At 60.4% G+C, this 25,614-nt stretch carries 24 protein-coding genes; 11 read left to right on the top strand and 13 right to left on the bottom strand.

The genetic code is table 11. The annotated features are described in order from the left end of the window. Positions 1–43: 43 nt before the first annotated feature. Complete coding sequence (locus G5332_RS08115) at positions 44–2,563, top strand: class I adenylate cyclase (protein ID WP_421172963.1); 2,520 nt, start codon at positions 44–46, stop codon at positions 2,561–2,563. Positions 2,564–2,629: 66 nt separating this feature from the next. Here G5332_RS08115 and G5332_RS08110 read toward each other — a convergent pair whose 3' ends face one another. Together G5332_RS08110 and cyaY are read right to left on the bottom strand one after the other, a co-directional pair. Continuing rightward, the gene (locus G5332_RS08110; RefSeq protein ID WP_227341544.1) at positions 2,630–3,283 is read right to left on the bottom strand and encodes an alpha/beta hydrolase; all 654 of its coding nucleotides are present in this window, start codon (positions 3,281–3,283) and stop codon (positions 2,630–2,632) included. Next, on the bottom strand, positions 3,280–3,594 hold the full coding sequence (gene cyaY / locus G5332_RS08105; protein ID WP_227341543.1) for an iron donor protein CyaY: 315 nt from the start codon (positions 3,592–3,594) through the stop codon (positions 3,280–3,282). The genes G5332_RS08110 and cyaY overlap by 4 nt, the downstream gene beginning before the upstream one ends. 73 nt (positions 3,595–3,667) lie before the next feature. Here cyaY and lptM point away from each other — a divergent pair, with 73 nt between their 5' ends. The 6 genes from lptM to G5332_RS08075 all read left to right on the top strand — a co-directional run bounded on the left by lptM (position 3,668) and on the right by G5332_RS08075 (position 8,693). Next, a complete protein-coding gene (gene lptM / locus G5332_RS08100; protein ID WP_019444858.1) occupies positions 3,668–3,844 on the top strand; it encodes an LPS translocon maturation chaperone LptM in 177 nt (58 codons plus the stop codon). Positions 3,845–3,876: 32 nt separating this feature from the next. Then, positions 3,877–5,127, top strand: a complete 1,251-nt coding sequence (gene lysA / locus G5332_RS08095; protein ID WP_421311216.1) for a diaminopimelate decarboxylase — start codon at positions 3,877–3,879, stop codon at positions 5,125–5,127. 250 nt (positions 5,128–5,377) lie between these two features. Beyond that, on the top strand, positions 5,378–6,208 hold the full coding sequence (gene dapF / locus G5332_RS08090) for a diaminopimelate epimerase (RefSeq protein ID WP_005336371.1): 831 nt from the start codon (positions 5,378–5,380) through the stop codon (positions 6,206–6,208). Positions 6,209–6,299: 91 nt separating this feature from the next. Continuing rightward, positions 6,300–6,980 carry a DUF484 family protein gene (locus tag G5332_RS08085; protein WP_421254518.1) on the top strand — a complete coding sequence of 227 codons (681 nt, stop codon included), beginning with the start codon at positions 6,300–6,302 and terminating at the stop codon, positions 6,978–6,980. After that, complete coding sequence (gene xerC / locus G5332_RS08080) at positions 6,973–7,950, top strand: tyrosine recombinase XerC (RefSeq protein ID WP_227341541.1); 978 nt, start codon at positions 6,973–6,975, stop codon at positions 7,948–7,950. Before G5332_RS08085 ends, xerC begins: the two co-directional genes overlap by 8 nt. A 32-nt stretch (positions 7,951–7,982) precedes the next feature. Beyond that, complete coding sequence (locus G5332_RS08075) at positions 7,983–8,693, top strand: HAD-IA family hydrolase (RefSeq protein ID WP_227341540.1); 711 nt, start codon at positions 7,983–7,985, stop codon at positions 8,691–8,693. 76 nt (positions 8,694–8,769) lie between these two features. Here the strand turns inward: G5332_RS08075 and G5332_RS08070 are convergent, their stop codons facing one another. Together G5332_RS08070 and G5332_RS08065 are read right to left on the bottom strand one after the other, a co-directional pair. Beyond that, complete coding sequence (locus G5332_RS08070; RefSeq protein ID WP_227341539.1) at positions 8,770–9,168, bottom strand: STY0301 family protein; 399 nt, start codon at positions 9,166–9,168, stop codon at positions 8,770–8,772. A 45-nt stretch (positions 9,169–9,213) separates the two neighbouring features. After that, a complete protein-coding gene (locus tag G5332_RS08065; protein WP_227343124.1) occupies positions 9,214–10,740 on the bottom strand; it encodes a mechanosensitive ion channel family protein in 1,527 nt (508 codons plus the stop codon). A 145-nt stretch (positions 10,741–10,885) separates the two neighbouring features. Here G5332_RS08065 and G5332_RS08060 point away from each other — a divergent pair, with 145 nt between their 5' ends. Beyond that, positions 10,886–11,269, top strand: a complete 384-nt coding sequence (locus tag G5332_RS08060; protein ID WP_227343122.1) for a hypothetical protein — start codon at positions 10,886–10,888, stop codon at positions 11,267–11,269. A 3-nt stretch (positions 11,270–11,272) separates the two neighbouring features. Here G5332_RS08060 and G5332_RS08055 read toward each other — a convergent pair whose 3' ends face one another. Continuing rightward, complete coding sequence (locus G5332_RS08055) at positions 11,273–12,049, bottom strand: gamma-glutamyl-gamma-aminobutyrate hydrolase family protein (protein ID WP_216952729.1); 777 nt, start codon at positions 12,047–12,049, stop codon at positions 11,273–11,275. A gap of 392 nt (positions 12,050–12,441) precedes the next feature. Next, positions 12,442–12,966, bottom strand: coding sequence for a ribosome biogenesis factor YjgA (gene yjgA, locus G5332_RS08050; protein WP_005336359.1), 525 nt, complete (start codon positions 12,964–12,966; stop codon positions 12,442–12,444). Positions 12,967–13,081: 115 nt separating this feature from the next. Here yjgA and pmbA point away from each other — a divergent pair, with 115 nt between their 5' ends. Further along, positions 13,082–14,425, top strand: a complete 1,344-nt coding sequence (gene pmbA / locus G5332_RS08045) for a metalloprotease PmbA (RefSeq protein ID WP_227341538.1) — start codon at positions 13,082–13,084, stop codon at positions 14,423–14,425. A 73-nt stretch (positions 14,426–14,498) separates the two neighbouring features. On the opposite strand, the gene G5332_RS08040 is transcribed toward pmbA, so the two are convergent. The 7 genes from G5332_RS08040 to G5332_RS08010 all read right to left on the bottom strand — a co-directional run bounded on the left by G5332_RS08040 (position 14,499) and on the right by G5332_RS08010 (position 23,870). Then, a protein-coding gene (locus tag G5332_RS08040; RefSeq protein ID WP_421249442.1) for an IS3 family transposase occupies positions 14,499–15,718 on the bottom strand; the annotation gives its coding sequence in 2 pieces (ribosomal slippage) (positions 14,499–15,370 and positions 15,370–15,718; 1,221 coding nt in all). A 107-nt stretch (positions 15,719–15,825) separates the two neighbouring features. After that, positions 15,826–18,381: a TRAP transporter permease gene (locus G5332_RS08035; RefSeq protein ID WP_263084904.1), complete on the bottom strand. Its 2,556-nt coding sequence runs from the start codon at positions 18,379–18,381 to the stop codon at positions 15,826–15,828. A 103-nt stretch (positions 18,382–18,484) separates the two neighbouring features. Beyond that, on the bottom strand, positions 18,485–19,456 hold the full coding sequence (locus G5332_RS08030) for a TAXI family TRAP transporter solute-binding subunit (RefSeq protein WP_005339950.1): 972 nt from the start codon (positions 19,454–19,456) through the stop codon (positions 18,485–18,487). A 413-nt stretch (positions 19,457–19,869) separates the two neighbouring features. Then, positions 19,870–22,023, bottom strand: coding sequence for a S9 family peptidase (locus tag G5332_RS08025; protein ID WP_421311215.1), 2,154 nt, complete (start codon positions 22,021–22,023; stop codon positions 19,870–19,872). Positions 22,024–22,257: 234 nt separating this feature from the next. After that, entirely contained in the window at positions 22,258–22,689 is a 432-nt protein-coding gene (locus G5332_RS08020; RefSeq protein WP_376869172.1) for a DUF411 domain-containing protein, read from the bottom strand. A gap of 46 nt (positions 22,690–22,735) precedes the next feature. After that, on the bottom strand, positions 22,736–23,059 hold the full coding sequence (locus G5332_RS08015) for a hypothetical protein (protein ID WP_021231559.1): 324 nt from the start codon (positions 23,057–23,059) through the stop codon (positions 22,736–22,738). An 88-nt stretch (positions 23,060–23,147) separates the two neighbouring features. Continuing rightward, the gene (locus G5332_RS08010) at positions 23,148–23,870 is read right to left on the bottom strand and encodes an SDR family oxidoreductase (RefSeq protein WP_019444689.1); all 723 of its coding nucleotides are present in this window, start codon (positions 23,868–23,870) and stop codon (positions 23,148–23,150) included. Positions 23,871–24,012: 142 nt separating this feature from the next. Between G5332_RS08010 and G5332_RS08005 the strand changes: the two genes are divergently transcribed. Together G5332_RS08005 and G5332_RS08000 are read left to right on the top strand one after the other, a co-directional pair. Beyond that, positions 24,013–24,855, top strand: a complete 843-nt coding sequence (locus G5332_RS08005) for a LysR family transcriptional regulator (RefSeq protein ID WP_421249443.1) — start codon at positions 24,013–24,015, stop codon at positions 24,853–24,855. A 101-nt stretch (positions 24,856–24,956) separates the two neighbouring features. Further along, positions 24,957–25,553 carry an NAD(P)H-dependent oxidoreductase gene (locus G5332_RS08000; protein WP_005339958.1) on the top strand — a complete coding sequence of 199 codons (597 nt, stop codon included), beginning with the start codon at positions 24,957–24,959 and terminating at the stop codon, positions 25,551–25,553. Positions 25,554–25,614: the final 61 nt, after the last annotated feature.

The following is a 25,614-nucleotide window of genomic DNA, read 5'->3' as shown; positions in this document are numbered from 1 at the left end:
CCTCTTTTGGTGCGTCATTTTCACTTAGGTGATAGGCAGGGCATTGCAGGAACACATCGATACGCTGGTTGCGCGTTATGACGACATTACCCGTCTCAAGACGCAACGGGCGTTAGGTCTCATGAGTCGCTACGGGCAGCAGGTATTCCAACTGCTGCCCGTCATGCTGCACTTCAATCACCCCCTGCTCCCCGGTTATGTCTCCGGTGATGTTCCTCATGGCATCTGGAGCTTCAGCGCCAGCGCCGAGCAGCAAGCCTTTATCGATGACCTCTGTCGCAACGCCAACTGTCAGAGCGGCCTAGCAACCCATGATCGAGCCATTCAGGGGCTCTACTCCATGGGCAGCACCTCCTCCATCGGCCAGTGCTGTCACTCCGATCTCGATATCTGGGTTTGCCACGTGGCTGGCTTGTCGCAGGAGCGGCTCGCCCTGCTGGAGCAGAAGTGCCGGTTGCTCTCCAAGTGGGCGGAGCAGCGCGGGGTCGACCTCAACTTCTTCCTGATCCCCGAAGACAAGTTCCGCCAGACCAACGATGCCGAGATGCAGGGAGAGAGCTGTGGCAGCGCCCAGCACCTGCTGCTGCTTGACGAGTTCTACCGCAGCGCCATGCGCATCGCCGGTAAGCGACTCATCTGGTATCTGGTTCCTGTCGAGTGTGATGATCACTACGACGACTATGTGAACGGGTTGTTCGAGAGTGGCAAGCTCAGGCAGGATGACTGGCTCGATCTCGGCAGTTTTGACCGGATTCCGGCGGAGGAGTATTTCGGCTCTGCCCTGTGGCAGCTCTACAAGGGGATCGATTCCCCCTATAAGGCGGTGCTCAAGTCGGTGCTGATGGAGGCTTATTCCCACGAGTACCCCAACACCCGGTTGCTATCGATGATCAGCCGCGACTGGTTTCAGCACAACGAGGGGATGCACTACCGGCTCGACAACTATTGTCTGATGCTGGACAAGGTGACCAATTACCTCAAGTCCATCGGCGACATGGCGCGACTCGATCTGGTGCGCCGCTGCTTCTACCTCAAGGTGTGCGATGGCCTCAGTCATCCCAAGGATGATCACTCTCCCGAGTGGCGCCGCGAGCAGATGAGCCAACTGGTCTCCTACTGGGGTTGGAGCCAGGATAAACTGTACCACCTCGATCATCGCCACGAGTGGAAGGTCGAGGAGGTGAAGATCGCCCATGCCGAGTTGCTGGAGGCTCTGATGCAGAGCTACCGCAATCTGATCCAGTTCGCCCGTCGCAACAACATCAGCGAGTCGATCAACCCGGAAGATATCGGCATCCTGTCGCGCAAACTCTATGCCGCATTCGAGAGCCTGCCAGGCAAGGTGCAGCGGGTGAACCTCAAGATCGCACCGGATCTGAGCGAGCCTGATCTCAGCTTCGTGCAGGTGCCGCACGGTCGCCTCAACCGTGCCGGCTGGTATCTCTACAAACATTCGCTGGAGCCGGTGGACATCATTGGCCGGGCGCCGCTCGAGTTCAACGGTTACATCAGCAAGCTGGTCTCCTGGGCCTACTTCAACGATCTGCTGACCCCCCAGTCGCGGGTGCACCTGTTCAATCAGGGCTCGGATCTGCACATCGACAATCTGCACCAGTTCTGTCGCGATCTCTCCGGCTGCTTCCCCGAGAAGTACCCGCTTGCCACCAACCTGGCCCTCAGCCGCCCGTGCGAGATCCGCCAGCTCTCCATCTTCCTCAATCTGGAGATGGACCCGACCAGCCATTGGGTCGGTCAGGTGATCGAGTTCGACGCCAACACCGTGGATGTTTTCTCGTTCGGTCGCAATCAGGAGTGTCTGGTTGGCTCGGTGGATCTGGTCTACCGCAACTCCTGGAGCGAGATCCGCACCCTGCACTTCCAGGGGGATGAAGCTGTGGTCGATGCCCTCACCACCATCCTAGGCAAGATGCATCAGGATGCCGCCGCTCCCGAGATGATCGAGGTGTTCTGCTATAGCCAGCACTTCCGTTCTCTGGTGCGCTCCCGCTTCCAGACCCTGGTGGCGGAGTGTATCGATCTGCGCCTGGCCCGCGACAAGCAGCAGCTGGTCAAGACCATGGCGCTCGGCCGTGAAAAGTACGGCATCTTCTTCGAGCGGCGCGGGGTGTCGGTGAAGAAGCTGGAAAACGCCATCGATTTTTACCGCCACATCTCCCACAACAAGCTGGATCATCTGCCGCTGCGGCTCGACAAGACCCACAGCCAGCATCTGCCGAGCATCGTCGATGCCTACGCCAGCGAAGGGCTGGTGCAGTTCTTCTTCGATACCCGTGATGCGGGCACCAACATCTATATCCTCGATGAGGCGAACCGGGTGGAGATCTACCAGCACTTTGCCGGCAACAAGGATGAGCTGGTGGCGGGGGTCAACCGCTTCTACACCTCCAATCACGAGCGGTTCAGCGATGATGGGCAGTTCATCAACTTCAACCTGCCGCAGTACTACGAGATAGTACAAGTGAATGGCGAGCTGGATGTGATCCCCTATCGCAGTCAGGGCACTCTGCGCGAACAGGTGCCACCCGCTCGGGAAGTGGGCTGACCCGTCAGTTGGAATCGCAATAAAAAACGGCCTGCAGATGCAGGCCGTTTGCTTTGCCGGAAGGGCTCACGCGCCGAGGCGGGCCAGCAGCCAGCTGCGAATGTCGCCCAGCTGCGGGCGGCAGATCTCGTGACGCATCGGGTACTCGTGCCACTCGGGGGCGAGTCCGGCGCTTTCCAGCCAGTTCTTGGCATCCCAACCGAGCGACAGGCTCACCACATCGTCATAGATGCCGTGCATGTAGCAGATGGGCAGGGTGCGAGCAGCCTCGCTCATCTCGCCGAGCAGCTGGTCGGGGGCTGCCAGATAGGTGGACATGCAGAGCAGGCCCGCCAGCTGTGCCTGGTAGCGCAACGCGGTGAAGGAGGCAATCACCCCGCCCTGAGAGAAACCTGCCAGCACGATATGCTCGGGGGCAAACCCGTCGGCCACCAGCTGATCGAGCAATGCGACAATCTGGTCGGCTGATTCACGGACATGGGACTCCACGGCCCGCTCGGCGGGATCCTCGAAGCTCCTGATGTCGTACCAGCCGCGCATCTTGTAGCCCATGTTGATAGTGATGGGGCGCTCGGGGGCATCCGGCAGCAGGTGACGCACCGGTAGCTCGGCGGGCAGATCCAGCGCGTCCACCAGCGGGGCGAGACCGGCGCCGGAATCACCCAGCCCATGCAACCAGATCACCGCGTGACGGGCGCCCTGCGGGTGCAGGTCGATCATGGGAACACCACCTCTTCGCCCGCCTGAGCGGTGCAGGATTGGCTCAGCAGCGCCTTGAGCTCGTGGCCGAAGCGGTTGTCGATCCAGGTGTCACCCTGCAGTTCGAAGTGGAAGCCGTTCTCGCGGGTGGCGACCCAAATCTGGTGCAGTGGCTCCTGCTTGTTGATGATGATCTTGGTCTTGTTCTCGAAAGAGAGGGTCAATACGCCGCCGCTGCGTTCGCAGTCGATATCCGGATACCCCTCGTCGAGCGTGTCTTCCACATATTGGAAAAAGGCGTCGGTCAGGGCGTGATACTCGTGATCCTTCATCGGTTTATCCTGTTGCTTTTAACAATGTGAGTGCGATTATAGAGGGCCAAAAATTTTTTCGCAGCGAACCATTATGATCACCCAGTTCACCAAGTGTCTGCTTGCCACTCTTCTGTCCCTCGGGTTGGCCGCGTGCGGTCTGAAGGGGCCGCTCTATATGCCGCCCCCCGAGCAGCCACAGAGCCAGAGTACACCGCAAGCAGCACCGCCTGCGACCACTGAGGCTGCCACCGAGGCCGCGCCGCACTAATGCCGCACACATTCTAGGAAGGAACCGCCCCCTTGGATCACTTTAACTACGACGCCGACGGCCAGCTTCAGGCCGAGCAAACCTCGCTGCAACAGCTTGCCGAGCAGTACGGTACCCCGCTTTACGTCTACTCCCGTGCGACCCTCGAGCGCCACTGGCACGCCTTCGACAAGGCCGCTGGCGATATTCCCCATCTGATCTGCTATGCGGTGAAGGCCAACTCCAATCTGGCGCTGCTCAACCTGCTGGCCCGTCTGGGCTCGGGGTTTGACATCGTCTCCGGTGGCGAGCTGTCGCGGGTTCTTGCGGCGGGCGGTGATCCGGCCAAGGTGGTCTTCTCCGGTGTAGCAAAGAGCGAAGCGGAGATGCGCCTCGCGCTGGATAAAGAGATCCTCTGCTTCAATCTGGAGTCGGAAGCCGAGCTGGAGCGCCTCAATCGGGTGGCGGGCAGCATGGGCAAGAAGGCTCGCGTCTCGGTGCGGGTCAATCCGGATATCGATGCCGGTACCCACCCCTATATCTCCACCGGCCTCAAGCAGAACAAGTTCGGCATTCCCATCGAGCAGGCGCCCGCTATCTATCGCAAGGCGGCCGCGATGGCGAACATCGAGATCGTCGGGGTGGATTGCCATATCGGCTCGCAACTCACTGAATTGAATCCCTTTATGGAAGCGGCTGACAAGTTGCTGCGGTTGATCGACGGGCTGGCTGCAGAAGGGATTCATATCCACCATCTGGATGTGGGGGGCGGTCTTGGGGTCAACTATGGTTCCGAGCAGCCACCGCACCCGACCGAGTATGCCGAAGCGCTCAAGCAGAAGCTGGCGGGGCGGGACCTGACCCTGCTGTTCGAGCCGGGCCGCGCCATCGTCGCCAACGCCGGCGTGCTGCTGACCCGGGTTGAGTATCTGAAACCTGGCGAGACCCGCAACTTCGCGCTGATCGATGCCGGCATGAACGACATGCTGCGCCCCTCGCTCTACGGCGCCTGGATGAACATCATCGAGGTGGATAGCCGTGCCGGTCATGCTCCCGCGCTCTATGACGTGGTGGGCCCGGTGTGCGAGACCGGCGACTTCCTCGGCAAGGAGCGCACTCTGGCCATCGCCGAGGGGTCGCTGCTGGCGGTGCGTTCGGCCGGAGCCTACGGCTTTACCATGTCATCCAACTACAATACCCGTCCGCGGGCAGCCGAAGTGCTGGTGGACGGTGCCGAGGCGCACCTGATCCGCGAGCGTGAGCAGTTGGCCGATCTCTGGCGCGGTGAGCACCTGCTGCCCTGATGCAGTAGATAGAGATGACAGAATTTTACAGCCCTGACAGCACAGGAGTGCGCGATGTGGACAGATTGTTCCAGGATGCATGGGGCTGTGGCCAATGACTTCATAGTGGTTGATGGCGAGTATTTACAGCCCTAACAGCACAGGAATGCACGATGTTGATAGATTGTTCCAGGATGCATGGGGCTGTGGACAACGACTTCATAGTGGTTGACGGTGAGTTTTTACAGCCCTAACAGCACAGGAATGCACGATGTTGATAGATTTTTCCAAGATGCATGGCTTGGGCAACGACTTCATGGTGGTGGATGGCGTCACCCAGAAGGTATTTTTCAGCAATGACGTCATCAAGAAGCTGGCAGATCGCCACTTCGGGATCGGCTTTGACCAGCTGCTGCTGGTGGAGCCGCCCTATGACCCTGAACTCGACTTTCACTATCGCATTTTCAATGCCGATGGCAGCGAGGTGGAGCAGTGTGGCAACGGTGCCCGCTGTTTTGCCCGTTTCGTGCGTCTCAAGGGGCTGATCAACCGGGATCGCATCGCGGTCAGTACCGCCCGGGGTCGCATCGTGTTGCAGCTGGAGGGGGAGAATCAGGTCACGGTCAACATGGGGGTTCCCCAGTTTGAGCCGGGCAAGATCCCGTTCCGGGCCCAGAAGGCGGAAAAAACCTATCTGTTGCGGGCGCAGGAGCATACCGTGATGTGTGGCGTGGTCTCCATGGGCAATCCCCACTGCGTCATCGAGGTGCCTTCGGTCGCCGATGCGCCGGTCGAGACGCTCGGTGCCATCATGGAGCGCCACGAGCGTTTTCCCGAGCGGGTCAACGTTGGATTCATGGAGATGGTCAATGCTACCGAGATCAAGCTGCGTGTATTCGAGCGGGGCTGTGGCGAGACCCTGGCCTGCGGCACCGGTGCCTGTGCGGCGGCGGTGATTGGCATCAGTCAGGGCAAGCTCAAGGAGCGGGTCACCGTCAGTCTGCCGGGCGGCAAGCTGACCATCGCCTGGAAGGGGCCGGGCCAGCCGGTCTACATGACAGGCCCCGCCGAGCATGTGTTTGACGGCCAGATAGAGGTTTAGCCGATAAAGGTTCAGGTACGGGGGGCGTTGGCCCCCTTTGCCCATGATGTCGGGGCCGCGAGTCCCATTTCTCTGATGGATCAACCAATTTATGAGCGAACTCAAACGGCAGGAGCAATCGGTGGATGAAGCCACTGTGCTGGAGTACCTGGCCCGTTATCCCGAGTTTTTCCAACGCCATGCCGCCGTGCTGGACCGGATCCGCATTCCCCATGAACGCAAAGGGTCGGTCTCGCTGGTCGAGCGCCAGCTGGAGCGCCAGCGCGAGCGGATCGAACAGCTGGAGCAGGAGATCACCGAATTGATGGAGATCGCCAGCGAGAACGAGCGCATATTCCGGGTCTATGCCGATCTCTACGGCGAGCTGTACGGCTGCCAGACCCTGTTCGAAGTGAGTGCCGTGATGGGCAAGGCCTTTGTCCAGCGGCTGCGCCTGACCGGGCTGCGGCTCTGGCTCAATCCCAAGAAGTTTACCCTGAGCGGGCCCGAGCAGCGCTTTCTGGCACAGGGCAAGCAGCTCGAATCCCTGCTGGGTCAGCGTCTGCCGGGGCAGGATTACTACTTTGGCCGCCTGAGCCAGAGCGAGAAGCAGGCGCTGTTTGGCCACGATGTGCTGGTCAACTCGGTGGCCCTGATGCGGCTCGGCGATCTCGGTGTGCTGGCCTTCGCCAGCTCGGATCCCGGCCACTTTACTCCCCACAACGACACCCTGCTGCTGGGCCAACTGGGGCGCCTGCTGCAACTGCGTCTGCCCGAGTTGACTCATGGCTAGAACACCGGCCAGGGCGCCCGCCAAAGCTCCCGTCGTCACACCGCCACTGCCCGCGGCACTGGCGGACGAGCTGGCGGCCTTTATCGAATACCTGAGGGTCGAGCGTCAGCTCAGCCCTCATACCCGCAATAACTATCAAGCCCATCTGGAGGCGATGACCGCCGAGCTGGTAGCCCTGGGGCTCACTGACTGGGGTCGGCTTGAGGCGAGTCAGGTGCGCACTCTGGTGACCCGGATGCACAAGGCGGGCCTTGCTCCTCGTTCCCTTTCCACCAAGGTCTCGGCCCTGCGCAGCTTTTGCGACTGGCAGGTGCGGCAGGGGCGACTGACCGCCAATCCGGCCCGTGGCATCGTCACCCCCAAACAGGGGAGGCCGCTGCCGAAAAACCTCGATGTGGACGAGATGCACCAGCTGCTCAACATCACCGACGAGCAGGATCCGCTGGCGGTGCGGGATCGCGCCATCATGGAGCTGATGTACTCTTCAGGGCTGCGTCTGGCCGAGCTGGTGGGGATCAATCTGGTGGATCTGAAGCTCGACGACCGCCAGCTCAAGGTGACCGGCAAGGGCTCGCGGGAGCGGGTGCTGCCCATCGGCCGGATGGCGGTCGAGTGGCTGCAGAAGTGGCTCAAGGTGCGCCCGCTGCTGGCTGGGGATGAGAGCGAGGCGCTGTTTGTCTCCAGCCGCAAGCAGCGGCTGTCGGCCCGCTCGGTGCAGGCTCGCCTCGATGGCTGGGGCAACAAGCAGGCGCTCAACGCCCACGTCCATCCCCACAAGCTGCGCCACAGCTTCGCCACCCATATGCTGGAGTCTTCCGGCGATCTGCGGGCGGTTCAGGAGCTGCTGGGACATGCCGACCTCTCCACCACCCAGATCTATACCCACCTCGACTTCCAGCATCTGGCCAAGGTCTACGACAGCGCTCACCCAAGGGCCAAGCGTGACCCGGATGCACAGGACGATGAATAACGGGCCCTGAGCCCCGTTGCAGAGGAGAGTCCATGCACTTCTATCGCCGCTGGCAGCCGGTTGCTGCCATCTCGTTTGACCTCGATGACACCCTCTATGACAACGGCCCCGCCATCGTGCGCGCCGAGCAGTGGATGCTGAACCATCTGCGCAGCGAATATCTGGCCACCGCCATGCTCGACAAGCCGCGCTGGCTGGAGCTAAAACGCGCTGTGTTGATGGCTCGGCCCGAGCTGCGCCACGATGTCAGCCTGGCGCGCCAGCAGACCATCCGTACCGCCATGGTCGAGGGGGGGATGGCCGACCAGCAGGCCAGCCGCGAGGCGGAGCAGGTGTTTGCTGCGTTTCTGGCAGAGCGCTCGAAGATCGAGGTGAGCGAGTCCACTCATCAGCTGCTGACCAGACTGGCCGAACGCTATCCGCTGGTGGTGATCACCAACGGCAATCTGGATCTGCTTCAGGCAGGGCTGGATCGCTACTTCACGCTGGTCTGCAAGGCGGGGGCGGGCGCCAGAATGAAACCGGCGCCGGATATGTTTGAGCAGACCCGCAGCGCCCTCAAGCTGCCAGCGGAGCGGATCCTCCATGTGGGGGATCATCCCGAGACCGATGTGCTGGGGGCCCGTTTGCACGGCTTTCGCGCCGCCTGGCTCAACGAACGGCAGCAACCGTGGCAACGGCTGCAACTGTTGCCGGACGTGGAGCTGACGGCTCTGGAGGATCTGGCTGAGCTGCTGCTCTGATGGCGCTGGCGGGTGGCCCGGCTCAGGCGGTAATGGCTGTCATCGAATAGCGATATATGGCAAGGGGTTACGCCCGCTATTTGCGACAAACCAGCCCGAGCAGGGTGTAGCGGTCGCGCTGGTTGACGCGGCAGTAACTGATGCCGACGGGCAGCGCCTGCTGCAGGGTGATGGCGCTGTTCTGATAGCGGCAGACCAGATAGAGTGGGCGCAGGCTGCCATCGAGCTGGCTCCAGTAGTGGATCTCGTCGCTGTCGCCATTATCCGGTTTGAGCTGAACCCGCTCATCGGGATTTCCGTCAAACAGGGAGAGACGATCCAGCCGATGGGTGAGGCGCTCGCCAGGTTTGCCGTTGTCGTTGCGGGTCACGGCCTGCCAGCCCTGCTGCGGGGTCAGCAGCTGCTGGCGAGTCTCGATGGTGGCAGGACAATCAAATTGCAGGCTGGCGGCAAGGGCCAGGGTTGTCAGTAACATGGCTGCTGTTCTCTCTTCACGTCCTCAACAAGATGCCATGCTACGTCATCTGTCCCCGAACAGCTTCATCAGTTTATCAAGCAGATCAAGCTGTTGTGGTGGCCGTTTCATTGACTCTGCCTCTCGTTCCAGCAGTGCCTGTTGCTCCTGCTGACGGTCACTCAGTACTCGATAGAGGGGCTCGACCAGTGACTCGCGCTGGGCGACCAGCTCCTGGAACATGCTCTGATTGATGCGATAGGTTTCGACGGTGGTCACCGCCCGCACGGTGAAGGTACTGGGTTCGCCGGTGAGCAGGCTCAGTTCCCCGAAGAAGTCACCTGCGCCGAGAGTGCCCAGTTTCAACTCTTTCCCTTCCAAGTTAATCAGCATCTCGGCTTCACCTTTGACCAGTACGAACAGCCAGCTGGAGACCTCACCCTGCTCCAGCATGATGTCACCGCTGACAAAGGGGGCAAACTTCACCTGGTCCGCCAGTCTGATCAGCTCATCCTCCTGCAACATGGCAAACAGCGGCAGCTTGCGCAGGGTATCGGTTCGTTCGGCGGTGTGGCGCTTGTGGCGGGCATCCAGGTGCTGCTTCTCCTTGGCCATAAAGACATTGAAGATCGGTGGGGTAAGACGGCGATCGTTGCGACGCAGGGCGGCATCGATCAGGCTGCGTACCATGGAGTCGGTCGGATCGTCGCGAGCCAGATCGGTCAGCCAGTAGCGCACCGCATAACGGGCAATCCCCCCCTCGACATTCATCAGCAGGCAATCCGGTTGCGGATGCTTGGCGACGCAGGGGAGCTTGGTCTCTCGCAGGGATTTCTCGATCAGGGCGATGATCTGGGTCGGCAGGGTATCCAGGGTCAGATCGAACCAGACCCAGCGTCGCCACTGCAGCGGCTCGCCACGGCGACGCCCGAGCACGGTGAAGCGCTGTTTGAGCAGATGACTGTTGGGGATGACCACAGTTTCCCAGTTGCGGGTCTCGATGGTGGTGGCACGCCAGTTGATCTCCACTACCCGGCCCTGGGTGGTGTCCACTTGCAGCCAGTCCCCGATGGCGATGGAGTTGTCGAGCTGAATGGAGACCCCGGCCAGCAGATTGCCCAAAGTATCCTGCATGGCGAAGGCGATGACCGCGGTGATCACCGCCGAGGTGGTGACTATCTCCCCGAGCGCCATGCCGGAGGCGTAGAGGCGAAACAGACCCCAGCCGATATAGCCGATGGTGATGACGATGTCGGCGATGATCCGCGGGATGCGGATCTGGCAGAGGGGCAGAAGAAATTCGAACAGCAGTATCCCCCACACTTTTACCAATATCAGGCCCGCCAGCAGGGTGGAGATCTCGATCAGCAATTGATGGGGCAGCGGCAGTTTGAACCAGCCCCCTTCCAACTGGATCAGCAGGATCACGACAGTGCTTATCATCACGAAGCTGAGCTCGGAGAGCAGCTCCCGTCGTTGCCCGGGGCGGCGCCAGAAGTGGAGCAGCATCAGAGAGAGTGTGAGCAGGGTCCAGAACGGGTGTTCGCGGATCCATATCAGTGTGGGTAGCGCAGTGAGGTTGTCGCTGAACATGACGGCCCCTTGTGATGGTTTTATTTCCAGCATAGCCGTTCCGGCACGGGGAAATGGTGCGTTGGGGCAGCAATTTATTTATCCTGTGCAGAACCGGGCAAAGGAGTGCGATTGAGTGAAATTTTCAAAGAAAATCATCTGTTTGATGGCCCTGTTGCCACTGGCTGGCTGCGATCTGCTGGTCGAGAAGTATCGGGTCGAATTCCGGGATGGCTCCTGGCGTGAAATAGCTATTACCCCCTTCTCCAGCGAGGCGCGCTGGCGCGAGGGGTGTGCCACCGGCGAGGTGCTGAGCGATATGAAGGTGCCCATCAAACGGGGTGATACGGTCAATGGCCGCGAGCAGTTGCTGATCGGCGGCGAGAAGTTCGAGCTGGATGACAACAACCTCTACCGCAGCAACGGCATGGTGTTTGGCCATTCGCCTGACCATATCCAGCGTGGGCTCAAGGGGATGGATATTTGCCGTACCCTGCGCCCCGAGCGGGGCGGATTGCCCAAGCTCAAGGCGCGAGGATTTGGTGAATAAGCGTTAACGATTATCTCTCTGACGGCGTCGGCAGGCGTCACCAAAGGCCTGGAAGATCTTGATGGAGTGAGGATTCTCGCTGGCTTTCCACTCCGGGTGCCACTGTACTGCCAGCAGGAAAGGGGAGAGGGTAGGGGCATGGATGGCCTCGACCAGTCCATCTTCGGCATGGGCCAGCGGCTCTAGGCCATCACCAAGACGGTTTAGCCCCTGTCCATGCAGGGAGTTGACCGGTATCTGTTCAGCCCCCATCAGTTCGGCAAACCAGCTGCCCGGCAGCAGCTCAATCTGATGGCTTGGCCCATACTGTTCGTCGACCGGATCGTCGGCATCTTCCCGATGATCGTCATAACCCGGTTCGGTGTAGACCTTCTGGTGGATATCTCCGCCCAGTGCCACGTTGATCTCCTGCATGCCGCGACAGATCCCGAGGATCGGCATGCCACGGGCGAGGGCTCCCTTAATGAGGGGCAGATCGAACAGGTCGCGATCCCTGTCCTGCTGTTTCTCCGGGGTGAGGTTCTCCTGTCCGTAAAGCGCCGGATCGATGTTGGAGCCGGCGCCGCTCAGATAGATGCCGTCAGCCAGATCCAGATACTGCTCCAGATCGGCGGTGCCACAGCAGGTGGGCACCAGCAGCGGGACACAGCCGCTGATCTCGACCAGCGGCATGATGTATTTGTGGGTCATTACCTGATAGGCGTGGCCGTTGCGGGGCTGGGCCCCCATGGTCATCAGCACGACGGGTTTACGGTTGGTGACGAGTATGGAATTTGGCATAGAACACCCTGATTATCCCTGGCGTTGAAGTCTCATCCTGCACCTTGGGCAGACCCTTGCACATCGGCTGGGCAAGGGCATGCCTCAAGGTATGGTCATGGGATCCCGCGTCTTACCGGGTGGCAGAATCGAATCGTCGGTCAGCCTCGGCAGCGACAGCCTGGATCCTCTCCCCAGTCTGCCAAGGCTGTTCAATATGTCAAACAAAATGATGCAAAATTGTTAATGCGATAGTTTTGAATGGTTCTTTAGTGGCGATTTTACTGGGAAAAACGGATAGGGATGTATGCCAGGAACACCAGAGTGGTGGATATATTAAACGCACAGGGAGGGGGTAGGGGAAAAGGCATCAAGATAAACACGCCTCCGCAAGGGGAGGCGTGTTTCGGGGGTCACAGCAGGTCTTCGATCTCGCCGCGCAGATACTGGTACATCTCGCGGTAGGCGACCGGCGGCTTGTTCAGCTCCCGCTCCTTGTTGGCGGAGCGGATCAGCTGGCGCAGCTTCTGGCGATCCAGCTCGTGGAACTGGGACATCAGCTCGTTGAGGGCGCTGTCACCTTCGGTGATCAGGCGCTCGCGCCACTGCTCCAGGCGATGCAGGCGTGCATTCACGGTGGAGTGACGGTTCTTGATGATGGAGAGCGCTTCGGCAATCGGCTCGATATCGCGGCTGCGCATCAGGCGGCCGATGAACTGCAGATGGCGACGGAAGGACTCATCCTTCTTCGGCTTGAGTTTGCGACCCAGCTCGACAGCTTCTGCAAGCTCTTCATCCAACGGGATTTTTTCCAGCTCGCTGTGGCTGAGGGAGACGATCTCTTCCCCCATTTTCTGCAATGCTTCGGCATCGCGCTTGAGCTGGCTCTTGCTGGGGCCCCAGTCTTCGAACTCGTTGTCGTCTTGATATTGACTCATCGGTCTCTTGATTCCTGTCATTCACGTTTGGTGGATATGTTACCAGCTTCTCCCGCTGGGCGCAGGGGTCTGATATGCTTACCCCCCCTTTCCTTCTTTCATACAGATGTGAGTTATGGATCAGCAAGACCAAATCCGCCAGGATCAAGCCCATCTCGAGGCCGTGGTTGCCGAAGCCCTGGAGATAGCCAAAGGACTGGGCGCCTCGCTGGCCGAAGTCTCCATCAGCAAGCAGACCGGGTTGTCGGTGAACACCCGGGGTTGTGAACTGGAAAGCATTGAATTCAATAAGGATGGCGCCCTCGGCATCGCCGTCTATCGCGATGGTTGCAAGGGATCTTCCTCGACCACCGATCTGAGCAAACCCGCCATTCGTGCCGCCGTTGAAGCGGCCATCGAGATTGCCCGCCACACCTCGGCGGATGATTGCGCCGGTCTGGCGGACGCCGAGCTGCTGGCCTGGGATGCCCCCGACCTGCAACTGTGTCACCAAATCGAGCTGGATCCCCAGCGCGGCATCGATCTGGCCATCGAGTGCGAACGACTCGCTCTGGGTCGCGATGTCCGTATCAAGCACTCCGACGGTGCCGGTTTCTCCAGCCATCTTGGCATCAAGGTCTATGGTAACAGCCACGGCTTCGTCAAAGGCTACGCGGCGTCGCGTAACTCCCTGAGCTGCGTGCTGATCGGCGAGCAGGATGGCGACATGCAGCGGGATTACGGCTACTCCTCCAGCCGTTCCCTCGACGGGCTCTGGAGCGCGCAGCGCATCGCCGACGAGGCGGTGGAGCGTACCGTCTCCCGTCTCGGCGCCCGCAAGATTTCTACCCGCCATGCCCCTGTGCTGTTCCACCCCGATACTGCCTCCGGCCTGTGGGGCCATCTGGTAATGGCCATCAGCGGGGGCAACCTCTATCGCAAGTCGAGCTTCCTGCTCGACAAGTTGGGCAAGCAGATCCTGCCAGAGTGGCTCACCATTCAGGAGTTCCCTCACCTGCTTGGCGGGCTCGCCAGTACTCCGTTTGATGGGGAAGGGGTGCGTACCTGCGATATGGATATCATCCGTAACGGCGAGCTGATGAGCTGGCTGCTTACCTCCTACTCCGCTCGCAAGCTGGGGTTGACCACCACGGGTCACGCTGGTGGCATCCACAACTGGCAGGTTTCCAATACCGGCCAGGATTTTCAGGGCATGCTGAAAGAGATGGGCACCGGCCTGTTGGTGACCGAGCTGATGGGGCAGGGGGTCAATATCGTCAATGGCGACTACTCCCGCGGCGCCGCCGGTTTCTGGGTCGAGAATGGCGAGATAGCCTATCCGGTCGAGGAGATCACCATCGCCGGCAATCTGGCCGAGATGTTCGGCCACATCGTGGCGGTGGGCCGTGACGAGGATGAGCGCTCCAGTCTCAAGACCGGCTCGGTGCTGGTAGAGAATATGAAGCTGGCGGGTCACTGATCGCCGCTGCAGCGAGATAGATATTGTCTAGTCCTTAAATAGGTTTACACATTTTCAACTAGCATTTCTCTACTCAGAACCCCCTATGTACCGCATCGGGGGTTCTGTATTTCAACGCATGATGCGGCCGCTCCGCGTTGTAAATATCCACCGCTTCACGCACCATTTCCCGCGCTTGCGCCAAATCCTGCGGGCTTTGCAACAATAACTCTCCTTTCAAAATCCCGTTCACCCGCTCCGCCAACGCATTCTGGTAACAGTCATACCCATCCGTCATCGAGCATTTCACCCCGTACCGTTCATGTAATGACTGATACAGCCCCGAGCAATACTGCACGCCGCGGTCTGAGTGATGGATGAGTTCACCGCCGCCACGCCGTTGCTTCAGCGCTTTCTTGAACGCCATCGCCACCGATTCGGCATGCATTCCTTCGTGTACGTGATGGCCCACTATCTTGCGTGAGTACGCATCCGTCACCAGGCTCAGGTACAGCGGTCCGCTCCTGGCTGGCAGATAGGTGATATCAGCGACCCAGACCTGCTCCAGGGCCACCGGTGTGACCTGCTCTGGCCCCGCCTTGAGCAAGTTGGGATGACGATAGAAACGGTGAAAACTGTGGGTGGTCTTGTGATACGCCCGTTTGGGCAGCACCAGCAGGCGGTGCTCGGCCAATATCTGAAACAGCCTGTCCCGCCCTACTTTGAGCCCGCCATCATCCTGAACCTGGAGCAGATAATGCAGCTTGCGAGTACCCACCCGAGGTTGTCGCAGTCGAACCTGACGCACAAAGCGCACCACCTGCAGCCCTTGTGCATGGCGCTCGTCGGCGACCCGATTGCGCTTGTAGTAAGCCTGCCGGCTTATCCCCAGAAACAGGCAAGCCCTGACGATGGTCAGCTTCTCGACTTGCCGCTGCGAGAGGACTTGCCGGGTCGCTTTTTTACGATGGAGACGCCGTAGTCATTCTTCAGTACATCGACAACGGCCTCAAAGAACTGGGCCTTCTGGCTCATCAGCGCCAGCTGTTGCTCGAGTTCCTTGATGCGCTGTTCTGGCGTCTGGTTGTCGGGGTCAGGCATGGTGATGCTCCTGCCGGCACGTACAGAAGCCCCCTGGCTCCAATCTTGCCGACCATGTTTACGCAACCATACCAGAACGGTGGAGCGGCCCTGAATGCCATAACGCACCTGAGCCTGTTTGTAGGTGAGCTCGCCTTTTTCAATCTGCTCGACCAGTGACAGTTTAAAAGTCAGCGAGTAATCGCGCTGTGTCCGTTTCACACCTTGTCCCATCGAGTTCTCCATTTATTGGGGGGAAAGGTGTAAACCATATTCAGGATGGGACATATCCATAAAAAGAGGGTCGCAATCGCGGCCCTCTGTCTTATTTGCCTGGCGGATTAACCGGCCTTGACGCTGCGGCGACGCTGCAGCCAGACGATCACCCCGAACAGCAGGAAGCCCGGGATCCACATCCACTCCTTGCGCCAGCGATCGGTGGGCGCCTTGACGGTGAGGATCTCCTGATCGAACTCCAGCCCCATGGTGGCGGCCGGGCTGCCAAAGGCGACGTTGTCGATCAGCGTCTTGCCATCCTGCTCATAGAGGCTCAGCCCCAGATTGGCCAGCCGCTCCTCGCCATTTGCCCCATCCGGTACGGCGACCAGCAGGGTGAACTTGCGTGGCTTGCCCACGGCATCTTCACCGAGGATCCGCAGCCGCAGGGTGCTCTCCGCCTCCACTTCACCCATGGTTTGGGCCAGCTGGGCAGGCGGGGTCTCGCGATAGGGGTCGTGCACCATGTCCATCCAGAAACCCGGGCGGAACAGGGTAAAGGCGACCAGCAACAGCAGCACGCTTTCGTACCAGCGGCTCTTCACCAGGAACCAGCCCTGAGTGGCGGCGGCGAAGATCAGCATGGCGATGGTCGCCACGATGAAGATCAGCACCCCGTGGGCGAAGTCCACGTCGATCAGCAGCAGATCGGTGTTGAAGATAAACAGGAACGGCAGCGCCGCGGTACGCAGGCTGTAGTAAAACGCCGTGATCCCGGTCTTGATGGGATCGCCCTTGGAGACAGCGGCAGCCGCGAAGGAAGCCAGCCCCACCGGCGGCGTCACATCCGCCATGATGCCGAAGTAGAAGACGAACAGGTGCACCGCGATCAGCGGCACGATCAGCCCGTTTTGCTGCCCCAGCGTCACCACCACTGGTGCCAGCAGGCTGGAGACCACTATGTAGTTGGCAGTGGTCGGCAGCCCCATGCCAAGGATCAGGCTCAGCAGAGCGGTTAGCAGCAGCATCAGCAGCAGGTTGCCCATGGAGAGGAACTCCACCAGATCCGCCAGCACCAGACCGACCCCGGTCTGGGAGACCGCACCCACGATAATCCCCGCGGTGGCGGTGGCAATGCCGATACCGATCATGTTGCGGGCACCGGCGACCAGCCCTTCCCGCAGATCCACCACGCCGTCAGCGACGGTGCCGTAGTCGTGCTTGCCGTCCTTGCGCAGCCAGTTGAGCAGCGGGCGCTGGGTCAGCAGGATGATCACCAGCATCACGGTCCCCCAGAAGGCCGACAGCCCCGGCGAGAGGCGTTCCACCATCAGGCACCACACCAGTACCACCACCGGCAGCAGGAAGTGCAGGCCGGAGAGCAGCACGGCGCGGGTGTTGGGCAATTCGGTGAGCGGCTTGTCGGGATCTTCGGCAGGCAGCGGTTCATTGCTGGCAGCGATCTTCAGCAGGGCCACATAGGCGGCAGCCAGCAGTACCGAGATCCCCGGCAGGGCGTAGTCACCCAGAGCAGGTTTGAGCCAGCCGAGGCCATAGTAGACCGCCAGTGACAGGCCGCTGATGAGGGCCGCGCCAAAGGCAAAACCGGTCAGGCGACGCAGCCAGGGTTTGGGTTGATGGTTGCCGATGGGCTGCATGCCCAGTTTCAGCGCCTCCAGATGGACGATGTAGAGCAGCGCTATGTAGGAGATGGTGGCAGGCAGGAAGGCGTGCTTGATGATCTCCACATAGGGGATGCCCACGTATTCGACCATCAGGAAAGCCGCAGCCCCCATCACAGGTGGCATGATCTGGCCGTTGACCGAGGAGGCCACTTCCACCGCCCCCGCTTTCTCTGAACTGAAGCCCACCTTCTTCATCATCGGGATGGTGAAGGTGCCGGTGGTCACCACGTTGGCAATCGACGAGCCGGAAATCAGACCGGTCAGGCCGGAGGCGACCACTGCTGCCTTGGCCGGGCCGCCGCGCAGGTGACCGAGCAGGCTGAAGGCGAGCTGGATAAAGTAGTGACCGGCACCGGCACGCTCCAGCAGGGCGCCAAACAGCACGAACAGGAACACGAAGCTGGTGGAGACGCCAAGGGCAATGCCGAACACCCCTTCGGTGGTGATCCACTGGTGGTTGGCCAGCGCGGTAAAGCCTACCCCGCGATGTGCCAGCAGTCCCGGCATCCAGGGGCCCGCCAGGCTGTAGATCAGAAAGACGATGGCGATGACCGCGAGTGCCGGCCCCAGGGCGCGGCGCGCCGCTTCCAGCAGCAGCGGAATGCCGATGCAGGCGGTCACCAGATCGGCGGTGGTGAGGGTGCCGGGACGCAGTGCCAGCGCTTCATACATCACGAACAGGTAAGACGCGGCGCCAGCAGCGATCAGACCGAGGGCGATATCGCCGAGGGGAACCCGATCCCGCGGCGAGGAGCGAAATGCCGGGAATACCAGAAAAGCGAGCAACAGGGCAAAGGTGAGGTGAATGGAGCGGGTTTCGGTGTCATTGAGTACGCCAAACCCCACCATGAAGGGGAGTGGCGAGGCGATCCAGAGCTGGAACAGCGACCAGGCCAGCGCCAGTGCGGTGATGAGCCAGCCCATGATGCCAAGCGGCAGGCGAGCGCCCACATCCTGGGCGATCAGTTCCTCGGTAGAGAGTTGTTTATCTTGCATAGGGTTAACTTGTGCCAACGAGTACAACAAGAGCGACACCCGCCCCCGCAATCAGGCGGCAGACGGGTGTCGAAGAGAGTGACAAAGGCCCCGGGGCCTTCAATCAGAGCCAGCCGCGCTCTTTGTAGTAGCGGGCAGCCCCTTCATGCAGCGGTGCAGAGAGACCCACCTTGATCATGTCGGCCTCTTTCAGGTCGGCAAAGGCAGGGTGCAGGCGCTTGAAGCGATCCAGGTTGTCGAACACCGACTTGACCAGCTGATAGACCACTTCCGGATCGGTTTTGGCGCTGGTGGAGAGCACCGCTTTGCCACCGATGGAGGGGGTCGGTTTATCGCTGCCCTTGTAGATGCCGCCCGGGATCTCGGCCTTGCTGTAGTAGCTCTTCTCGGCCAGCAGCTTGTCGATGTCGGCGCCGGTCACAGGTACCAGTACTGCATCTGTGGTGGTGGAGGCTTCCTGAATGGCGCCGTTCGGGTGACCGACGAAGTAGCTCATGGCATCGATGTTGTTGTCACCGAGGGCGGAGGCCTGTTCGGCCGGTTTCAGCTCGGAGACCAGACCGAAGTCACCCTTTTTCCAGCCTTTGACCGCCATGATCTCTTCCATGGTGTCACGCTGGCCGGAGCCCGGGTTGCCGATGTTGACGCGCTTGCCCTTCAGATCGTCGAAGCTGGCGATCTTGGCATCGCGGCGAGCCAGGATGGTGAACACCTCGCTCTGCAGGGAGAAGACGGCGCGCATATCGTCCATGGCCCCTTCGGCCTGGAACGGTGGCAGCCCTTTCATCGCCTTGAACTGGTGGTCGGATTGCATGATGCCGAAGTTGAATTCACCGCTGCGGATGCCGTTGACGTTGGCAACACCGCCGCCACTGGCCGGGGCGTTGCACTTGATCTGGTGATCGGCGGCGCCGCGATTGAGGAAGCGGCAGATGGACTGGCCAGCGACATAGTAGACGCCGGTCTGACCGCCGGTGCCTATGGTCACGAAGCGCTCCTGCGCTTGTACCGGACCACCGAATGAGACACCGACCAGAGCCGCCGACAGGGCGCATGCCAAAGTTAATCCTTTCATTTTTTCTCCCTTTTCTTTGATTTTGTTTATCCGATCCCCGGATAAATTGATGGCAATCCCGTTCTGCGCCGGGCTTGCCTGCTCTTCTCGTTGCGCGAAAGCGGGGGAGTTGATTCCCCCCTTTCCGGCAGTCACCCTCATCCTGTGGTGAGGCTACCGACCTCCTGTCGGTCGAAGATAAATTGGCCCCTGAGGGGCCAAATAAAAAGTTGCAAGCACTCCGATTAAGCACATTCACCCAACATAAATCAAACGAAATGGCAAAATCACGGAGTTTAATCTTGAGAAACATGACCTTGATCATTCATTTTCTAGCCGAAGATTAATTTGATATGAAGGGAAATGGAAGAGGGAAAAACTAGGAGGGGATTCTTATGCGGCCCTTGTGTGACAAGGGCCGGGGTCATAATGGATCAGTTGGCCGGGGTGGCCAGATCCAGGATAAAGGCGTATTCCAGCGCGATATCTTCGTAGGCTTTGAAGCGGCCCGACTTGCCACCGTGGCCGGCGTCCATGTCGGTGTTCAGTAACAACTTGTTATCATCCGTCTTCAGCTCGCGCAGCTTGGCGACCCACTTGGCGGGCTCCCAATACTGCACTTGAGAGTCGTGCAGTCCGGTGGTGACCAGCAGGTTGGGATAGGCTTGTGCCTTGACCTGATCGTAGGGGCTGTAGCTCTTCATGTAGTCGTAGTAGCGCTTCTGGTTCGGGTTACCCCACTCGTCATACTCCCCGGTGGTGAGGGGGATCGACTCGTCCAGCATGGTGGTGACCACATCGACGAACGGCACCTGCGCCACCACGCCGCGATAGAGTTCGGGCGCCTGATTGATGACTGCCCCCATCAGCAGGCCGCCGGCGCTGCCGCCCATGGCGTAGACCTGATCCCTGGCACCGTAGCCTTGCTCCACCAGCGCCTTGGTGACATCGATGAAGTCATTGAAGGTGTTCTGCTTTTTCAGCAACTTGCCATCTTCGTACCAGTGACGGCCCAGCTCTTCACCACCCCGGATATGGGCGATGGCGTAGACGAAGCCTCTGTCCAGCAGGCTCAGGCGCGAGCTGCTGAAGTCGGGATCCATGCTGGCGCCGTAGGATCCATAGCCATAGACCAGCAGCGGATTCTTGGGCGCATCAGCCTGCTCTTTCTTGAACTTGTCCTTGCGATAGACCAGCGACACCGGCACCGATACGCCGTCGCGGGCGGTCACCCAGAGCCGCTCGCTGGCGTACTGGTCGGCCTTGAAGCCGGCCACCGGTTGCTGCTTGAGCAGGATGCGCTTGCCGCTCGCCATGTCCAGCTCATAGGTGGAGGCGGGGGTGGTCATGGAGGAGTAGCCATAGCGCAGGGCGCTGGTATCCGGCTCCGGGTTGTAGGCGAGCCAGGTGACATAGGCGGGATCGTCGAAGGCGATCTCCTTCTCGTCACCGCTCTGCCAGTTGATCTGGCGCAGTCGGGTCAGCCCCTTGTTGCGCTCTTCCAGTACCAGCCAATCCTTGAACAGGGCGTAGCTCTCCAGCAGCACGTCCGGATTGGGGGCGATCACCGCCTTCCAGCGATCGACCGGGCTCTCTTTGGTCTCGTAGAGGCCGAAGTTCTTGCCGTCCTTGTTGGAGCGCACATAGAAGCGGCCGCGGTAGTGATCCAGGCTGTATTCGTGATCCACCTGACGGGGCAGGAACAGGCGGGGGGCGTGCTCCGGCTGGTTGGCATCGATCAGCCGTGCTTCGCCGGTGGTGGTGCTGGAGAGGGCGATGACGATGAAATCTTCCGAGGTGGTGGCGTAGAGGCTGATGTAGAAGGAGTCATCCTTCTCCTCGTAGACCAGCTTGTCCGTGGCCGGATCCGTCCCGAGCGTGTGGCGATAGACCTGATAGGGCAGCAGGGTCTGCGGGTGCTTGCGCACATAGAAGACGGTCTTGTTGTCGTTGGCCCACACCAGATTGCCGGAGGTATTTTCCAGTTTGTCGGTGGCCCACTGGCCGCTCTCCAGATCGAGGAACTGGATCTGGTACTGACGGCGGGAGAGGAAATCTTCCGCCACCGCCAGCCAGCGGTTGTTGCGGCTCACCTCAAGGGCGCCGAGGGCATAGAACTCGTGCCCTTCAGCCCGCAGGTTGCTGTCGAGCAGCAGGCTCGCCTGCTCTTCACCGAGCTTGGTGCGCGAGTAGATCCCGTACTCCTTGCCCGGCTCATAGCGGGTCTGGTAGCGGTAGCCATTTTTCACATAGGGCACCGACTCATCCTGCTGGGGGATGCGGGCAACCATCTCTTTGTAAAGCTGTTCGCGCAGGGGTTGGGTCGGCTTGAGCATGGCCTCGGTATAGGCGTTCTCGGCCTTGAGATAGTCCAACACCTCGGGCTTCTGCCGCTCGTCGTCACGCAGCCAGTAGTAGTTGTCGATGCGGGTATCCCCGTGTTTTTTCAGAGTGCGGGGATGTTTGGCGGCCACGGGCGGCTGGATTGGATGTTCGCTTGTCAGCATGGCGGGCTCTTCATTGGCATAAGTGGGGGGGAGAACTGTCAGAAAGGCTAGCAGCAGAACTCCTCGGGAAAAGGTAAACATGTCGCATCCTTGGCGCTGGAAAGGGTTGGTAGACCTGAGCATCGGCTCCATGAATTGGCGTTAAATCTGCCCCTTGTTGCCGGTGGTTGCAAGCAATCCCTTGTTATTGCAGGAAATGTAATCAAAAAAAGCCGCTATCTCGCGATAGCGGCCCTCTTTCTGGCCATGAGCGGCAAGCGTCCGCTCAGGTGTGCCTCACATGATATGGGAGTGCCCTCTCATGGCCAGTTTTCGTCAGCCGGGGTAGCTCGACCAGCGGTTGGTCGCGCCCTCGTTGCTGATACTCAGTACCTCATAGGGATGGCCCGGAATATCCATGCCCGGCGCACTCTGGGGCATGCCCGGAATGGTCAGGCCACGGATCGCCGGTTTTTCCCTGAGCAGCTTCTGTACATCGGCGGCCGGTACATGCCCCTCGATCACATAGCCATTTACGATACCGGTATGGCAAGAAGCCAGGTCCGGCGCGATTCCGTATTGCTGCTTCACTGCGCCAAGCTGCTCGGTTTCGATGACCTCCAGTTCGAAGCCATTCTGCTCCATGTGCTCGTTCCAGCTTTGGCAGCAGCCACAATATTTGGATTTGTAGACGGTCATCTTCTCGGCCGCGAGGGCCGAAAAGCTGACGGTACCGGCCAGCATGGCCAGTAACAGGGGTTTGTACATCACTCACCTCAGATTGAAAGAAAAGATGCCCGATACGGGATGCGTTTCAGATCTGGGGGCGTGGGGGACGTTCGAGCCGCTCGCACGGAGCGTCCGGCATAAAGAGAGAGGGGGAGGCGAAGTCGGGGGTATCCGGTTCCAGCACGGCGACCGTCAGGCTGTCGCTGCCTACCAGCGTCATCGAGAGGGCGGTGGTAAAGCTGCCGCAGGGCATTGCTTTTTCCAGGGTGCGCTCGCTCTGGCTGCAGTGGGTGGTCAGGGTACAGAGGTCGGTTGCGGCCCGACTGCCAAACGACATCAACACCAGCACCAGACTCCACAAGGGGAGCCAGCGACGGGCGTGAGCGAGTTGGCGACGGGTGAGAACCATGGAATGACTCGAAAATAACAAGGGGCACATGGTAACCCTGTGCCCCGGGGGAGGGTCAAGCCCTCCCCATAGAGTCAGTCAGCCAGGATTAAGGTTGCTGACGGGTCGCCGCCAGCACGATCTCGCGCACGCAGACGTTGGCAGGCTGGTTCCAGGCGTAGAGCACGGCATCGGCGATCACTTCCGGTGCAATGACGCCGCCCATCTGATCTTTCCAGTCGTGGTAACCGGCCTTGATGCTCTCGTCAGTGGTGTGGCTGAGCAGCTCGGTTTCGACCGCACCCGGGGCGATGGTCACCATCCGCACGCCGACATCGGCCACCTCTTCCCGGATGTTCTCGGTCAGGGCGTGCACGGCGAACTTGGTGGCGCAGTAGGCAGCATGGTTCGGGAAGGTCTTGCGACCGGCGATGGAGCTGATGTTGATGATGGTGCCGCTGCGGCGCTCCTTCATGCCTGCCAGCACTGCGTGGACGCCGTTCAGCACCCCCATCACGTTGATGTTGAGCATCTGCTGCCATTCGGCGGGATCCTGCACATCTGCCTGACCCAGCAGCATGACGCCGGCGTTGTTGACCATGCAGCCGACCGGGCCGAATTGGGCTTCTGCCTGCTGGACGGCGGCCTTCATGGCGGCGGTGTCGGTCACATCGACCCCGATGCAGAGGGTATCGGGCAGGTTCAGCGCCTGCATCGGCTCGACCCGGCGGGCCAGCAGCAGCAGCGGATGACCGGCGGCAGAGAAGGCACGGGCGATGGCGGCACCGATCCCGGCGGAGGCGCCGGTGATCACGACGAGAGATTTGGACATGGGTCTTTCCTTCTGATTAAAGAGTCGGTTTGAGCAAACAGGTGGCTGGCCAGCACGGAACCCAATCACTATAGTCACTGTATCTATAAGTGATAAATATTGTTTTCCGCTGGTTATCATCTGAAAAAACTATGGTTGGTTTATGCTGGACTTGAGATTGCTGCGTTTCTTCATCGCCATCTATGAAGAGAAGAACATCACGGCGGCGGCCGAGCGCTGCCACGTCAGCCAGCCCTCCCTCTCGGCGGGACTGCGCCAGCTGGAAGAGGCGCTCGGTGACAGCCTGTTTGTCCGGGGCAAGAAAGGGGTGGTGGCGAAAGATCCGGCCCATTATCTCTATCCTCACGCGGTCAAGCTGGTGGAGGAGGCGCGCCGTCTGCCGGAGCTGTTTCGCCAGAAAGCGACGCGTGCGAGGCTCAATATCGCCATCATGCCGGACTTGAGTCGCCGCCGGGTGGCCGGGCTGCTGCAGCAAGTACAGCGCGTGCTGCCGCAGCTGGATCTCACCCTCTCCGACTACACCACGCCCGCCGATTGCCGCTTGACGCTGGATGTCCTGCGCCGGGAGGACGAGATCTTTCTGCCGCTGTGGGAGGAGGATTACGTGCTCTGCGTGCCGGTCGATCATCCCCTGGCCAGTCGCGAAAGGATCGAGTTGGCCGAGCTGCAACATTATGATTTTATTGAGTGCCCGCCCTGCGAAGCCCATCAGCAGACTATCGGCCTGCTGGCCTGTGACCGCCTTACCCTCAATCTGGTGGCCAAGGCCGAGAGCAAGGGGCTGGTGATGGCGCTGGTGCTGGCGGGGGTCGGCATCAGTTTTCTGCCGGACGGGCTGGTGGAGGATGAGGCAGGGCTCTGTACCTTGCCGGTGAGCGGGCCGCGGATGTTTCGCCGGATCGGGCTCTGCTATCCCGCCCACCAGACCCTCAATCCGGCGCTGCGGGAGCTGATCCCCGAGTTGGCAGGCTATGGCGCTTCCTGATAAGGTCGCTCTCCTGTGCACCTTTACGATGCAGCTCCCCAGACTCCCCTTTTCTGTTTACCTCGCCTTGCACCGCAAGGCTTTGTTCGGGTGATGTGGTCATGAAACGCATTCTGGTTATTTTTTCCCATCCCGCGCTGCAGAGCTCGCGGGCCAACAAGCAGCTGTTGCAGGCGATTGAGGGGCTGGAGGGGGTCACGGTTCACGACCTCTATCAGCACTATCCCGACATGTTTATCGATGTGAAGCGGGAGCAGGCGCTGCTCTGTGAGCACGACATCATCGTCTTCCAGCACCCGTTTTACTGGTACTCCTGCCCGGCCATCATGAAAGAGTGGATGGATCTGGTGCTGGAGTATGGCTATGCCTACGGCCCTGAAGCCCACGCCCTCAAGGGCAAGCAGTGGCTGAGCGCCATCACCACCGGCGGGGCGCCGGAGTCCTACTGCAGCGAGGGTTACAACAGCCGACCGCTGCTCGATTTTCTGCTGCCATTTCAGCAGGCGGCCACCTTGTGCGGCATGAACTGGCTGCCCCCTTTCGTGCTCCACTCCTTTCACAAGATCAAGGATCCCGCCGCCCTGCGCCGCTGTGGGCAGGACTACCGCCAGCTGCTTTGCGCCCTGCGTGACGATCAGCTGACCCCGGAGCAACTGGCCGGGCGCCCTTATCTGCGCGACTTGCTGGAGGTGCTCTGATGAAACACGGGCAGCTTGCTGGCCGAGCTTATGAGCCGGATCTGATGTTCACACGGAGGGC

The sequence above is a fragment of the Aeromonas sp. 603757 genome, from assembly GCF_049171255.1.
In the GTDB taxonomy this organism is placed as follows: Bacteria; Pseudomonadota; Gammaproteobacteria; order Enterobacterales; family Aeromonadaceae; genus Aeromonas; species Aeromonas veronii_A.
This window is presented reverse-complemented; position numbering and strand designations above follow the sequence as displayed.

Bases quoted from the DNA above. Each gene is read 5' to 3' on its own strand.
- G5332_RS08110 (WP_227341544.1), bottom strand. From the start codon at position 3,283: ATGATCGACCTGCACCCGCAGGGCGCCCGTCACGCGGTGATCTGGTTG.
- cyaY (WP_227341543.1), bottom strand. From the start codon at position 3,594: ATGAAGGATCACGAGTATCACGCCCTGACCGACGCCTTTTTCCAATAT.
- lptM (WP_019444858.1), top strand. From the start codon at position 3,668: ATGATCACCCAGTTCACCAAGTGTCTGCTTGCCACTCTTCTGTCCCTC.
- dapF (WP_005336371.1), top strand. From the start codon at position 5,378: ATGTTGATAGATTTTTCCAAGATGCATGGCTTGGGCAACGACTTCATG.
- G5332_RS08085 (WP_421254518.1), top strand. From the start codon at position 6,300: ATGAGCGAACTCAAACGGCAGGAGCAATCGGTGGATGAAGCCACTGTG.
- xerC (WP_227341541.1), top strand. From the start codon at position 6,973: ATGGCTAGAACACCGGCCAGGGCGCCCGCCAAAGCTCCCGTCGTCACA.
- G5332_RS08075 (WP_227341540.1), top strand. From the start codon at position 7,983: ATGCACTTCTATCGCCGCTGGCAGCCGGTTGCTGCCATCTCGTTTGAC.
- G5332_RS08070 (WP_227341539.1), bottom strand. From the start codon at position 9,168: ATGTTACTGACAACCCTGGCCCTTGCCGCCAGCCTGCAATTTGATTGT.
- G5332_RS08065 (WP_227343124.1), bottom strand. From the start codon at position 10,740: ATGTTCAGCGACAACCTCACTGCGCTACCCACACTGATATGGATCCGC.
- G5332_RS08060 (WP_227343122.1), top strand. From the start codon at position 10,886: ATGGCCCTGTTGCCACTGGCTGGCTGCGATCTGCTGGTCGAGAAGTAT.
- G5332_RS08055 (WP_216952729.1), bottom strand. From the start codon at position 12,049: ATGCCAAATTCCATACTCGTCACCAACCGTAAACCCGTCGTGCTGATG.
- yjgA (WP_005336359.1), bottom strand. From the start codon at position 12,966: ATGAGTCAATATCAAGACGACAACGAGTTCGAAGACTGGGGCCCCAGC.
- pmbA (WP_227341538.1), top strand. From the start codon at position 13,082: ATGGATCAGCAAGACCAAATCCGCCAGGATCAAGCCCATCTCGAGGCC.
- G5332_RS08035 (WP_263084904.1), bottom strand. From the start codon at position 18,381: ATGCAAGATAAACAACTCTCTACCGAGGAACTGATCGCCCAGGATGTG.
- G5332_RS08030 (WP_005339950.1), bottom strand. From the start codon at position 19,456: ATGAAAGGATTAACTTTGGCATGCGCCCTGTCGGCGGCTCTGGTCGGT.
- G5332_RS08025 (WP_421311215.1), bottom strand. From the start codon at position 22,023: ATGTTTACCTTTTCCCGAGGAGTTCTGCTGCTAGCCTTTCTGACAGTT.
- G5332_RS08020 (WP_376869172.1), bottom strand. From the start codon at position 22,689: ATGTACAAACCCCTGTTACTGGCCATGCTGGCCGGTACCGTCAGCTTT.
- G5332_RS08015 (WP_021231559.1), bottom strand. From the start codon at position 23,059: ATGGTTCTCACCCGTCGCCAACTCGCTCACGCCCGTCGCTGGCTCCCC.
- G5332_RS08010 (WP_019444689.1), bottom strand. From the start codon at position 23,870: ATGTCCAAATCTCTCGTCGTGATCACCGGCGCCTCCGCCGGGATCGGT.
- G5332_RS08005 (WP_421249443.1), top strand. From the start codon at position 24,013: ATGCTGGACTTGAGATTGCTGCGTTTCTTCATCGCCATCTATGAAGAG.
- G5332_RS08000 (WP_005339958.1), top strand. From the start codon at position 24,957: ATGAAACGCATTCTGGTTATTTTTTCCCATCCCGCGCTGCAGAGCTCG.